Below are 12,523 nucleotides of genomic sequence, written 5' to 3'. Positions count from 1 at the left end.
TCCGGAGCCGTCCATGATCACCCTGCACACCTTTGGCCCGGCTTTCGGGCTGCCCGATCCCAGCCCCTTTGTGCTCAAGGCCGAGACTTTGCTCAAATTATCCGGCCTGCCTTACCGCACGATGCGCGGCAATATGCGCAAAGCGCCGAAGGGCAAGCTGCCCTTTATCGACGACGATGGCGAATGCGTTCCCGATTCCACTTTCATCCGCCTGCATCTGGCGCAAAAGCACTGCATCACGCTGGACGAGGGGCTGAGCGAAGCGCAAAAAGCCACCGCCTGGGCCGTCGACTGTTTGTGCGGCGATCATCTGTATTGGCTGGTGGTGCAAGAGCGCTGGCTGGATGACGCCACCTTTGAGCGCGGCCCGGCCCGCTTCTTCCAGCCGGTGCCGGCGCCCTTGCGCGGTCTGGTGAAAGCCATGGTGCGCCGCGGCGTGCGCAAAACCTTGCACGGGCAGGGGCTGGGGCGTTTCAGCGCCGAAGAGCGGCAACGCCTGCTTGAAATGGACCTGGATGCGCTGGCGGGCCTGCTGGGCAATCAGGATTACCTCTTCGGCCAACGTGCGTGCTGGGCGGACGCCAGCATGTTCGCCTTCCTCGCCGGCGGCTTGACCCGTGCTTTGGGCGAAACGCCATCCATCCGCGCCATCCGCGCCCGCCCGACGCTGATGGCCTATGTGAGCCGGATGCGCGAGGCCTGGTACCCGGAGTGGCAGCCTTCGTAGGCGTTGGCCATCGCGTCCTTGAAGCGGACTGAGGCCAGTCTGACGGCTCGTACCAGCTGGCCCGCATCTTGCAAGATGAAGGCTTGCCACCCAAGGAGAACGTCATGACATCCCCAGTCACCATCCGCTCCGCGGAGCCCTACGATGCAGCGGCCTTCGCCGCCATTTACAACCCCTACATCCTCGGCACCACCATCAGCTTTGAAGAAGAGCCGGTCACGGTGGGAGCAATGGTGGAGCGCATACAGAAAGTGCAAGGACAGGGGCTGCCTTGGCTGGTAATGGAGCAAGAAGGCGAGATTCTCGGCTACGCCTATGCCACTCGCTGGCGCGAGCGGCGCGCCTACCGCTTTGCGGTGGAAACCTCGGTGTACTTCTCGCCGGAAGCGCGCGGGCAGGGGCTGGGCAGCCAGCTGTACCGGGAATTGATCGCAAGGCTGCAGGCGCTGGGCGCGCATCTTGCCATCGGCGGCATCGCCTTGCCCAATCCGGCCAGCGCCGGCCTGCATGAAAGCCTGGGTTACCAGCATGTGGCTACCTTTCATGAAGTGGGTTGGAAACACGGCCGCTGGTTGGATGTGGGCTATTGGGAGCTGAAATTGCAAGACGGTCCGCCCCAAGAGGCAGCTTGCGTCAGCACCGTTGTTGTGCCGGCCTGACAGTTTTTGGCACCAGGGTGGTGCTTGGCGGCTGACGGCGGCGTAGGGTTGGACAGTTACCCTGGCTTGTGCCAAATTTGATCAAATAAGACGGTTGGCAACATGATTTTGCTAGCCCGGCCAAACAGATCAAGAGGAGATCCAGGCATGAGCCAACAACCCACCATCATCGTGTTCCAGCGTCACCCTGTAGAGGAGGATGCCTTTGTCGCCGCGCCGGACCGTCTGATTGAAGGCGATTGCGCGCAAACCGTGGCCAATCATTACTCCGACCCCAGCGGGCAGTTTCACGCAGGCATCTGGACTGGCGGCAGGGGGCGCTGGCGCGTGCGTTACACCGAACATGAATTCTGCACCCTGCTGGAAGGCCGAGTACGGCTGACCGATGAGCAAGGCCGCAGTGTGGAGTTGACCGCGGGCGATCATTTCGTGGTGCCGGCAGGCTTCAGCGGGGAGTGGGAGGTGATTGAGCCGGCACGCAAGACCTACGCCATTTTCGAACCCAAGCAACATTGAACAGACCCCTCGCGTGTTGGCGTTTCGGCCAAACTGATGCAAAAAGCCCCGGCGAGCCGGGGCTTTTTCATGGCGGAGGGCACTGCTCAGAACACGAGACCGGCACCCAGATACCAGCCATCGGCCAGCTTGCGGCTGCGGCTGTCTTCACTGCGACTGATATCGAAGTAACGATACCCGGCGTCCACCGCCAGCGGCCCGAATACGTTCCAGCGCACGCCAGCACCGACGTCGCTTACTTTGTCCACGCTGCCGCTGGAGAAAGATGAAGGCGCATAGTAGGCCTGGCCGTACAGGCTGATCTTGGGGGCAAGCTCAAAGCTGGCGCGCCCGCCCAGCAAGGCGGCGGTGCCGGAGCCGCTGTCCGGGTCCAGCGCCATCAGTTTGCCGCCGCCGGCCAGCGTCAGGCGGCCCAGCGGCAGGGCGAACTCCAGGCCCGCACCGCCGGCGCTGCCATGATCCTTGTGGTCGATGTAGTCCAGCGTCAGGCCGATGCCGGCGCCTTGGGGGGTGCGGCTGAACTGGTAGTAGTCCTTGCCGGCTTGCAGGGAGTAATCAGCGGCCTGGGCGGCTGCGCTGAGGCCGGCGAGCGCCAGTAGCAGGGGCAGATGCTTCATGGTGTCGATCCAGTGCAAAAGCCGGTCTGACGCCCGCTGTTGTCATAAGTTTCGGTCTTGCGGTCGCCGCCGACATCGCAGGCAGGCGCCGGCGACGGCCAGGCCGCCTATTCGGCCAAGCGCTCTTCCAGTTCCAGCAGACGGGTCTTGAGCGCGGCCACTTCGGCTTCCAGCGCGGCTACCCGGCCCGCCACGCCCACGTCGATGGCGGCGCCGCCGGAGATCTCCGTGAGGGTGGGTTCGCCGGACAGCAGATGGCACCAGCGCGCTTCGCGCTCGCCCGGCTGGCGAGGCAGTTTCTGCGTCAGCGGTGGGTATTTGTCGGCCAGCGCTTCCAGTGCGGTCTCCACTTCTTCCACATTGCCGAAGGTATAGACGCGCCCGGCGCGGGTGCGGATTTCCGCGCTGGTTTGCGGGCCGCGCAGCATCAGCATGGCCAGCGCCGCCAGGCGTGCGCCGTCGATATTCCACTCGTAATTGAGACGATGTTCGTATTTGGCCACACGACTGCCGGCCGGCAGGCGCTCGGCAACCAGTTTGCGGGCGATCAGGCTGTCCAGCGCCGCGCTGATGTCGGCATCGGAGAGCTGCATCACCGGCTCCCGGCTGGTGAGCTGGTTGCAGGCGGAGCCCAGCGCGTTGAGCGTCAGCGGGTAGCTGTCCGGGGTCAGCGCCTGTTTTTCCACCAGGGCGCCCAATACGCGCACTTCCGCCGCTTCCAGTTGATACGTATCCATGTGCTGCTCCTTGTTCCGGGATGGCTGCATCATCTCACCTTGCAGCAGACAGCAAAACCCCCGCGCGAGGCGGGGGCGGGTTTCGCTTGCCGATGTTTAGCGGTCACGTTCGTCCATGAGTGCTTGCAGCTTGTGCAGACGGCGGATTTCGCGCAGACGCGACTGGTGCTCCTCATCCGACAGCGCCCGGTACAGCGACACCGCCATGCCTATCATGATCAGCATGAAGGGCAGCGCCGCGACAATGGACATGGTTTGCAGGCCCTTGAGGCCACCGCTGGACAGCAGCACCAGTGCGATGGCGGACAGCAGCACGCCCCAGATCAGCTTGACTCGGTGGCCGGGATTGAGGCTGCCCTTAGAGGTGAGCATGCCCAGCACAAAGGTGGCGGAATCGGCCGAGGTGACGAAGAAACTCACCACCAGCACCATGGCCAGCAAAGACAAAGCCTGGCTGCCCGGCAGGTGGTCGAACATTACGTATAGAGCGGTGGACACATCGGCCTTCACTGCGCTGACCATGTCCGCGCCGGCAAACAACTGCAGGTCAATGGCGGTGCCGCCGAAGGCGGAGAACCAGATAAAGCTGGCTAGCGCCGGCACCAACATCACACCCACCACGAATTCGCGGATGGTGCGGCCGCGCGACACGCGGGCGATGAACATGCCCACAAACGGTGCCCATGTCACCCACCAGGCCCAGTAGAACAGTGTCCAGCCGGCAATCCAGGTACCCTGGTTGAATGGCGACATGCGCAGGCTGTTGCTGGTGAGGTTGCCCAAGTAGTCGCCCAGCGTGGTGGTGAAGGTGTCGAAGATAAAGCCGGTGGGGCCCAGACCGATGATCAGCAACAGCAGTCCGAGGGCCAGCAGGATGTTGAGGTTGGACAGCCATTTGATGCCGCGGGACAGGCCCGTGAGCGAGGACAGCAGAAACAGCACGGTAGCGGTCACCACGATGCCGGCGGTCAGCCAGAATCCGGGCGGAATCCCGAACAGCTTTTGCAGGCCGCTCTCGATCTGCAGGGTGCCGAAGCCCAGCGAGGTGGCCACGCCGAATACCGTCGCCAGCACCGCCAGCACATCAATGGCCTTGCCCAGCGGGCCATCCACCTTGTCGCCCAGCAAGGGGCGGAAGGTGACGCTGATCAGCCCGGGCATGCCCTTGTTGAATTTGAAATAGGCCAGCACCAGCCCCATCAGGCTGTACACCGCCCAGGGGTGCAGGCCCCAGTGGAAAAACGAGTAGCGCATGGCGGCGCGGGCGGCTTCGGCCGACTCCGGCGTGACGGCGGCGTTGGCCGGCGTGGCGAAGTGGGAAATCGGTTCGGCCACGCCCCAGAACACCAGGCCAATGCCCATGCCGGCGGAAAACAGCATGGCGAACCAGCTACCGCGCGAGAACTCCGGCTCTTCGTCTTCGCGGCCAAGGCGAATGTGGCCGAAGGGGCCGAAAGCCAGATACAGGGAAAACACCAGAAAGCCGAACACGCTTAGCAGGTAAAACCAGCCAAAGCGTGAAATGGTGTAAGACAGCAGCGCCGACGTGGTGTCGGTCAGATGCGCCGGGGCGGCAATGCCCCACAGGACAAACAGCGCGGTGAGAAACAGCGATGCGCGTAAAACCATGCGAAATGTCTCCTTGAGCGGCCGTCGCGGGCAGCGGAACACTGCCGGAAACGGGCCGGATGGGTCTGTTGGCGGACGACTCAAGGCAAGAGCCGAATGGCGTGCGCCCGGTGCGGGGCGGCGCGCCATGGTGCCCGGGATACGGGCGGTTGCAGAAGCGGGCAGGTTGCCCGAAGACTGGGTTGGAAGCCGCTGCCGCCACGCTGCGAGAGATGGAAGCGCGAGGCGACTGGCAGCGCTAAGTCAATGAATTCAAAGCATTGCCTTTTTACGGTAGCATTATTAGCAAACGCTTGTAAACACTTGCGCTGACAACTGTCATCAGCGAAGGCCGGCTTGACAGCATGGCGGGCAGCCGACAATCTGTCCCCCTTTTTGCTTGCTGACCGCATACGGAGACGAAATGAAACGGGTGGATATCCTGCTGGTGGAGCAAGGCCTGGCGGTGTCTCGCACCGCTGCCCAGCACCTGATCGACGCCGGTCGGGTGAGCTTGGACGGCGCGCTGATTGGCAAGCCCAGCCTCAAGTTGCCGCTGGATGCGCCGTTGATGGTGAAAGCTGATCCGGCCGACCGCTTCGTCTCGCGCGGCGGTCTGAAAATGGAAGGCGCGCTGGCCGCCGCCGGCCTGACGGTTGAAGGCTGGCTGGCGCTTGACGTGGGCCAGTCCACAGGGGGCTTTACCGATTGCCTGCTGCAGGCCGGCGCCGCCCGGGTGGTGGGCGTGGATGTGGGGCACGACCAATTGCACGGCCGGCTGCGCGAAGACCCGCGTGTGCGCTATTTCGAAGGCGTCAACGCCCGCGCGCTGGAGCATGACACCATTCTGGCGGCGAATGAGGGCCGCCTGTTTGATGTGATGGTGTGCGATGTGTCTTTCATTTCGCTGACGCTGGTGTTGCCGTCGGCCTTGCCCTTGTTGCGCGAAGGCGGCTATCTGCTCAGCCTGGTGAAGCCGCAATTCGAAGTGGGGCGCGAAGGACTCGCGCGCGGCGGCATCGTCAAGGACGAGCGCTACTACCCGCTGGTGCAGGACAAAATCACGCACTGCCTGCGCGAGCTGGGCTGGCAGGTGGAGAAATGGTTCGACAGCCCGATCAAGGGCGGCGACGGCAATCGCGAGTTCTTTGTGCTGGCGCGCCGCTGCGATTGAGGCGGGAAAAGAAAATCCGCAGGCTGCATGACAGCCTGCGGATGGCTTCCGTCACCTTGCCCATGACGAAAGCGGTGGGACGGCTCCTGTCGGAGCCGCTTGCAAAACCACACTTCGCCCGCCTGCCGGTGCCGGTACGGATTTCAGGCGGCCAAGTGGTATTGGCTGCGGTTTTCAATCGACCTTGATGTCGTCGTCTCCGTCTCCGCGCACCACCATCAGCGGGCAGGGCGTGCGACGCATGACCAGTTCGGCAAAGCTGCCCAACAACAAGTGAGCTATGCCGCTGCGGCCGTGGGTGCCCAGCACCAGCAAATCGGCGGCTTCGTTTTCCACAAAACGGATCAGCACTTCGGCTAGATCCTTGCCGCCTTCCCAGCTTTCGGCGATATGGAAATTCACTTTGGTCAGGCCTTCGTTCAATGCGGTTTTTTCAGCGGCTTCGAGCAATTCCCGCGCCTGGCGGAAGGCTTGTTCGTGTAATTGATGGGTATCCAGCGAGCCGACCCCTTCAATGGCGAGATCGCGCAAACTGACCACATTCACCAGTGTCAGGCGAGCCTGTAAAGATTTGGCAATACGTATGGCTTCGTGTAGCGCTTTCGCCGCCGTGCGGCTACCATCTACGGCGACGATAATGTGCTGATACATGCAAGACTCCCTCATGAAAAACATTGGCGACAGGCCTTGGTGTGGCATTTCACGCTTTTCTGCGGGCATTGTGCGGAATTTTCGCCTTGTCGTCCTCTAGTGGGCGGCGCAGCGGGTCCGTGCGGCGCTGTCCCATTCAGCATACTATTTCGACAGATTTTGGGCAGTGAACCATGCTTTATGCAGTTGATCTAAAGCAACTGTTTGAATGACATGGCCTTCATCGGCATTCACATAAGGAAACAGGTAGCGACATGCTGATTTTTACGCTGGTTACTCTGGTGCTGATCCTGCTGGTTTTCGGCTGGGTGCGCAGCGCCGGCAAAAAGAAAAAAGCCCCGGACACACAAACGCATACCTATGCGGCTCATACCCAGCTGCGCGGCATCGAACCGCTGGAGCATTCCACCGGGCATGATTTCGGCCTGCTGCTGAAGGCCGCCCGCGGCGACCGCTCCGTGGTGGAAAAATGGATCACCACCACCCAGCATCAGCAGATGCCGCCCTTGACCCGCGATGACGCGGTGGCCGAACTGGCCCGCCGCTTGCGCTCTACCCGCAGTTGAACAGGCCTTGGCGCACAGTCCGGCCTGAATGTGCTGGCAAGCGCTTGTTCAGCGCATCTCGCCCAGCAAAAAGCCCCCGTCCTGCGGGGGCTTTGTCTTTCGGCAAACGCGTGGTCAGCGACCCAGCGCAACGCCTTCACGGCGTGGGTCCGCCCCGCCGATGTAACCACCCGGCGTCTTGACGATGGCCGACAGGCCGCTGGTCATCTCCGTCATTTTCACCTGATGTCCGCGCGCGCTGAGTTCAGCTGCCAGCGGGTCCAGGCCGCGGTCTTTTTCCAGTTCGGTGGCGCCATTGCGGTTGCCGTAGTGCGGCAGGCTTACCGCGGCCTGCGGGTCGAGCCGCCAGTCCAGCATGCCGATCAGCGTCTGCGCGACATAGCCGATGATCTGACTGCCGCCGGGGGAACCGGTGGCCAGCACGAACTGCCCCTTGCCGTTGAAAACAAGGGTGGGCGACATGCTGCTGCGGGGGCGTTTTCTGGCTTCCACCCGGTTGGCCACCGGCGCGCCGTTGTCCACCGGCGAGAAGGAAAAATCGGTCAGCTGGTTGTTGAGCAGGAAACCTTTCACCATCAAGCGGCTGCCGAACTGGTCTTCAACCGAGGTGGTCATGCTCAGCACATGACCGCGGCCATCCACCACGTTGATGTGCGAGGTACAGGGTAATTCGGGCGCGTTGTCGCGGCCGCGCTCGGCAATCTTCACGCCGGCCGGCTCGCCGGGCTGGGCCTTGCCAAGGTCGCGCGCCGGATCGATCAGCATGCTGCGCTGCTTGAGGTAGCCGGCGTCGATCAGGCCTTCCGTCGGTACGGCGACAAAACCGGGATCGGCAAGGTAGCGGTTGCGATCAGCGAAAGCCAGTTTATTGGCTTCGGCAAACAGGTGGGCGGCATCAACGCTGCCTGGCGCGTAGCTGGCCATCGGGAAGCGTTCCAGCATGCCCAGCATTTGTAGCACCGCCACGCCGCCGGAACTGGGCGCTCCCATGCCGCACACTTTCCAGCTGCGGTAAGGCCCGCATACCGCCGGGCGTTCCACCGGTTGATAGGCGGCCAGGTCCGCCATCAGCATCTTGCCGGGGTTGCGGCTGTGACCGTTGACCTTCTCCACGATGGCGCGAGCGATGTCGCCCTGATAAAAGGCTTGCGTCCCATTGGCGGCGATCTCGCGCAAGGTGGCGGCATAAGCCGGGTTTTTCAGCAAGCTGCCCACCGGGAGGGGGCTGCCGTCTGCCTGATAGAAGTAGGCGCGGGCCTCCGGGTCGTCCTTGAGGAATTTCTCGCCGCTGAGCAGGGTGTTGAGGCGCGGGGAAACGCGGAAACCGCTTTCGGCCAACTTGATGGCGGGCTGGAACAGCGCGCTCCACGGCAGTTTGCCGTCGCGCTGATGCGCCAGCTTCAGCATGGCCAGCACGCCAGGTACGCCCACCGAGCGCCCACCCACTACCGCCTCATAGAAATCCATCGGTTTGCGGTCGTTTTTGAGAAACAGCTCGGGATCGGCGGTGGCCGGCGCGATTTCCCGGCCATCGAAGCTGGTCAGCGCGCGACCATCGAAATACAGCATGAACGCACCGCCGCCGATGCCGGAAGACTGTGGTTCGGTCAGGCCAAGCACCATCTGCGCGGCGATGGCGGCGTCAATGGCGCTGCCGCCGCGCTTGAGCATGGCCAAACCGGCCTCGCTGGCATAGGGGTTGGCAGTGGTAATAATGAACTGGCGGGCGCGCACGGCTTGCTTGCCGGTAAAGCCGCTGGCGGCCTCGGGCCTGGCGTTGTCGGCCATGGCGGCTGGCGCGGCCAGCAAGGCGGCCAGGGCAAGCAGGCTCACGGAACGAGGGATGGGCAACATGGGGCGGTCCTCTGTCATTGGGTTGCTGAGCCGGTCTTGTTGCCGGCTTGCCCGTCCGAATCGGGCGGAATCATGTTGCTCGTCGCGGCCGGCAGGGTCAATGAGGGGCGGCGGCAATGAAAACGGCCAACCCGAAGGTTGGCCGAAGGCGGGTACGGCGTGGGCAATCAGGCCAGCGTAGCCAGATATTGCCGTTCCCATGGGGTGATCTGGTGGTGGAAGTGGGTGAGCTCCACCTCTTTCACTGCCAGATAGGCGCGGCTGAATTCCTCACCGAACAGGCGTGTGGCGCTGTCATGCGCGGCCATCAGTTCGCAAGCGGCATCCAGCGTGGTGGGCAGGGTGGCGCAGTTTTCATCGAAGAACACATTGCCTGTGGCCGGTTCGCCGGGCACGGCCTTGTCCTCGATGCCGAGCAGGCCCGCACCCAGGCTGGCGGCCAGCGACAGGTAGGGGTTGGCGTCGCAGCCGGGCAGGCGGTTTTCCACGCGACGGGCTTCCGGGCCGGAGACCGGCACGCGCAGGCCCACCGAGCGGTTGTCCACGCCCCAGCTGACGTTGACCGGTGCGGCCAGGCCTTTGACAAAGCGGCGGAAGGAGTTGGGGCTGGGGCAGAACAGCGGCATCAGTCGCGGCAGGTGCTGCTGCAGGCCTCCGATGAACTGGAAGAAGGTTTCGCTTTCACCGCCGTCAGCCTTGCTGAACACATTGCGGCCTTCGCTATCCACCAGGCTTTGATGCAGGTGCATGGAGCTGCCGGGCTGGCCGGGCAGCGGCTTGGCCATGCACACCACGGTCAGGCCGTGCTGGCAGCCCACTTCCTTCAGCGCGGTCTTGAACAGGAAGGTTTGGTCGGCCAGATCCAGCGCGTTGCCGTGCTTGAGGTTGATCTCAAACTGGCTGGGGCCCATTTCGTGCACGAAAGTGTCGGTATCGATGCCCAGCATTTCGCAGGCGCGATACAGGTCGTCGAAGAAGGGTTCCAGATCGTTGAGGGTGGAGAAGCTGAAGGCGTCAAAGCCGCTCTCGCGACGGCCGGTGCGCAGCGCCGGCGGCAGGAAGGGCGCTGCCGGGTCGGTGTGGGCGTCGAAAATGTAGAATTCTAGCTCCGGAGCCACCACCGGCGACCAGCCTCGTTCGGCATAGCGCGCCAGCACGGTTTTCAGGATGGAGCGGGGCGCCAGCGGAGCCAGGCTGCCGTCGTGGTCGACGCAGTCGCACACGACCAGCGCGCGCGGGGTTTTGGCCCAGGGAATGCGACGCAGGGTGGCAAAGTCCGGTTCCAGCGTGACGTCCGGATCGTGTTCGCCGTAAAAACGGTAGTCGGGAAATTCGCCGACGCAGGTCTGGATGGGCACGGCGCGTGCAATGCGCAGGGCCTGGCCTTTGATCAAAGCCTTGGCAGGCAGGGTTTTGCCGCGGGCGAAACCGGTGACGTCGGCGAAAGCCAGTTCAACGTCGCGGACGTTTTCCTGAATCAACCATTCGGCCAGTTCGGCCGGGATGGCAGCGTGGGACATGCAAGTCTCCCCAGTAATCCATGTAGATGATTCAACGATTTGCCTGTCTGTCGGTGAGGCGATGTTTTTGTATTTGGCGTCTGGGCGCAGTGGGCATTATGCCAGTTGCGGGGGGGAGGGCAAGCCCCGGTTTGCGGACCGGGGCTGCGAAGGCAAGGTAAAAGATATGATCAGAGGCGGAAACGGGAGACGGATGCGTTGAGGCGTTCGGCGTACGAGTCGATGCGGAGAACCGCTTCCACCGCCACTTTGACCGAGCTTTGTGTTTCCTCCACCACGCCGGCCACTTGTTCCACGCTGGCGGCGATGCTGGTGCCTGCCTGGCTCTGCTCGGTCATGGCGCTGACCACGCCGTGCAGGTTGTCCAGCGCGGCATGTGCCTGACGATTGAGGTTGTCCAGCGTATGCGCGGCGGCGTTGGCATGCGCCACGCCTTGCTCTACCGCCGGACGGATGTCCTGCATGCGCGTGGCCACGCTGCCGGTGTCATCCACCACCACCTGGACGATGGCGCCGATCTCGCTGGTGGCGCTGGCGGTGCGCTCGGCCAGTTTGCGCACTTCATCGGCCACCACGGCGAAGCCGCGGCCCATTTCGCCCGCGCGCGCCGCCTCAATGGCGGCGTTGAGCGCCAGCAGATTGGTCTGGTTGGCGATGTCGCGAATGGTTTCAGCTATGCCGCTGATGTTGCGGGTACGTTCGGCCAAGGTGCTAACCAGGCCGGCCACGTCTTCCACTTGTCCGGCTACGGCTTCGATGCCGTTGGCGGCTTCGCGCGCCACTTGCTCGCCGGCATGCGCCATTTCGCTGGAGCGGCGTGCGCCGTCTTCGGTGCCGCGCGTGTTGTCCTTGACGTGGTCAATGCTGACCGACAATTGCTCGATGGCGGCGGCGGCAGAGGCGGTAGAGTTGCTAGCCACGCCGGACACCTCATCCACCCGGGCAATCTGCTGAGACAGTTCGCGACTGGCCACGCCGATGTCGGCAGTGGCGGCATGAATGCCGGCAATCATCTCCCGCAGTTTCTCGCGCATGTCGCGCATCGCCGCCAGCAGGCTGCCTTGCGGGCCGTTGACTGTGATCTCGCCGGCAAGATCGCCGGCCGCAATGCGGCGCACCACTTCTGCGGCATAGGCAGGTTCGCCGCCCAGCGAGCGAACGATGCTGCGGGACATGGTCAGGCCCAGCGCCGCCAACAGGGCGGTGGCGACGCCGCCCAGCACCAGCAACAAAGTGGCTTCGCGCCAGAACAGTTTGTCGATGTCGTCAATGAAGAAGCCGGTGCCCACCGTCCAGCCCCAGGGGTCGAAGCGCACTACGCCGTTGAGTTTGGGCAGCGAATCCTGACTGCCGGCGCGGGTGGTGAGAATAGTAACGATGCCGTAGTGCTCTTTGCTCAGTGCCTCTTTGTACAAGGCCACGGTGGTGCGACCGTCGGGCACCGGGCTGCCCATGTCCACCTTGCCTTCTCGTTCCGCTTTGGGGTGCAGCACCAAACGGTTTTCATTGTCGCGAGCGAAGAAGTAGATGTCGTCCACTTTCAGCGCCTTCAGCGATTTGCGGGCGGCGTCCTGAGCCTGTTGGCGGGTAAGTTTGCCGGCTGCCTCCTGCTTGGCGTAATAGCCCAGCGTGTTTTCGGCCATTTTCAGCAGCAGGGTGATCTGCTCGCGCTTTTCGTCTTGCAGGGTGGTGCGGGTAGCGAAGAGCGAGGCGGCCGCCAGAAGCACCAGCGCCAGCAGGCTGGCGCCGATCAGGATCAAAAGACGGGTATTGACGCGCATGGTGTTGTCCTGAGTTGGGTAGTGTGTTCAAGCGGGTGATTGTTTCATCACTTTGTTATGAATGCCGAGGTGATGTTAAAACATTGTTTGATAATAGCCGAACAAATCAGTCG

General features: G+C 63.2%; 12 protein-coding genes. 5 read left to right on the top strand and 7 right to left on the bottom strand.

The annotated features are described in order from the left end of the window. The first annotated feature begins 13 nt into the window (after positions 1–13). The 3 genes from Q0P52_RS01060 to Q0P52_RS01050 all read left to right on the top strand — a co-directional run bounded on the left by Q0P52_RS01060 (position 14) and on the right by Q0P52_RS01050 (position 1,902). Positions 14–727 (top strand): glutathione S-transferase family protein, encoded by a 714-nt coding sequence (locus Q0P52_RS01060; RefSeq protein WP_293759744.1) that lies wholly within the window; start codon positions 14–16, stop codon positions 725–727. 104 nt (positions 728–831) lie between these two features. Continuing rightward, positions 832–1,386 carry an arsinothricin resistance N-acetyltransferase ArsN1 family B gene (locus Q0P52_RS01055; RefSeq protein ID WP_293759746.1) on the top strand — a complete coding sequence of 185 codons (555 nt, stop codon included), beginning with the start codon at positions 832–834 and terminating at the stop codon, positions 1,384–1,386. Positions 1,387–1,533: 147 nt separating this feature from the next. Further along, a complete protein-coding gene (locus Q0P52_RS01050) occupies positions 1,534–1,902 on the top strand; it encodes a cupin domain-containing protein (RefSeq protein ID WP_293759748.1) in 369 nt (122 codons plus the stop codon). 86 nt (positions 1,903–1,988) lie between these two features. Here the strand turns inward: Q0P52_RS01050 and Q0P52_RS01045 are convergent, their stop codons facing one another. The 3 genes from Q0P52_RS01045 to Q0P52_RS01035 all read right to left on the bottom strand — a co-directional run bounded on the left by Q0P52_RS01045 (position 1,989) and on the right by Q0P52_RS01035 (position 4,885). Next, positions 1,989–2,519 (bottom strand): YfaZ family outer membrane protein, encoded by a 531-nt coding sequence (locus Q0P52_RS01045; RefSeq protein WP_293759750.1) that lies wholly within the window; start codon positions 2,517–2,519, stop codon positions 1,989–1,991. Between the two features lie 107 nt (positions 2,520–2,626). Further along, entirely contained in the window at positions 2,627–3,256 is a 630-nt protein-coding gene (locus Q0P52_RS01040; protein WP_293759752.1) for a YceH family protein, read from the bottom strand. 96 nt (positions 3,257–3,352) lie between these two features. Further along, the gene (locus tag Q0P52_RS01035) at positions 3,353–4,885 is read right to left on the bottom strand and encodes a BCCT family transporter (RefSeq protein ID WP_293759754.1); all 1,533 of its coding nucleotides are present in this window, start codon (positions 4,883–4,885) and stop codon (positions 3,353–3,355) included. A 403-nt stretch (positions 4,886–5,288) separates the two neighbouring features. Between Q0P52_RS01035 and Q0P52_RS01030 the strand changes: the two genes are divergently transcribed. Continuing rightward, the gene (locus tag Q0P52_RS01030; RefSeq protein ID WP_293759756.1) at positions 5,289–6,038 is read left to right on the top strand and encodes a TlyA family RNA methyltransferase; all 750 of its coding nucleotides are present in this window, start codon (positions 5,289–5,291) and stop codon (positions 6,036–6,038) included. 174 nt (positions 6,039–6,212) lie between these two features. Here the strand turns inward: Q0P52_RS01030 and Q0P52_RS01025 are convergent, their stop codons facing one another. Next, entirely contained in the window at positions 6,213–6,689 is a 477-nt protein-coding gene (locus tag Q0P52_RS01025; RefSeq protein ID WP_293759758.1) for a universal stress protein, read from the bottom strand. A gap of 254 nt (positions 6,690–6,943) precedes the next feature. Between Q0P52_RS01025 and Q0P52_RS01020 the strand changes: the two genes are divergently transcribed. After that, positions 6,944–7,255: a hypothetical protein gene (locus tag Q0P52_RS01020; protein ID WP_293759760.1), complete on the top strand. Its 312-nt coding sequence runs from the start codon at positions 6,944–6,946 to the stop codon at positions 7,253–7,255. A gap of 114 nt (positions 7,256–7,369) precedes the next feature. Here Q0P52_RS01020 and ggt read toward each other — a convergent pair whose 3' ends face one another. The 3 genes from ggt to Q0P52_RS01005 form a co-directional block, all read right to left on the bottom strand. Beyond that, positions 7,370–9,109 (bottom strand): gamma-glutamyltransferase, encoded by a 1,740-nt coding sequence (ggt, locus tag Q0P52_RS01015; RefSeq protein ID WP_293759762.1) that lies wholly within the window; start codon positions 9,107–9,109, stop codon positions 7,370–7,372. Positions 9,110–9,276: 167 nt separating this feature from the next. After that, entirely contained in the window at positions 9,277–10,629 is a 1,353-nt protein-coding gene (locus Q0P52_RS01010; protein ID WP_293759764.1) for a glutamine synthetase family protein, read from the bottom strand. A 170-nt stretch (positions 10,630–10,799) separates the two neighbouring features. Further along, complete coding sequence (locus tag Q0P52_RS01005) at positions 10,800–12,410, bottom strand: methyl-accepting chemotaxis protein (protein WP_293759766.1); 1,611 nt, start codon at positions 12,408–12,410, stop codon at positions 10,800–10,802. Positions 12,411–12,523 lie beyond the last annotated feature (113 nt).

Source organism: uncultured Aquitalea sp., assembly GCF_945957525.1.
Classification (GTDB): domain Bacteria; phylum Pseudomonadota; class Gammaproteobacteria; order Burkholderiales; family Chromobacteriaceae; genus Aquitalea.
Note: the sequence above shows the minus strand (reverse complement) of the source record. Positions and strands in the feature narration are given on the sequence as shown.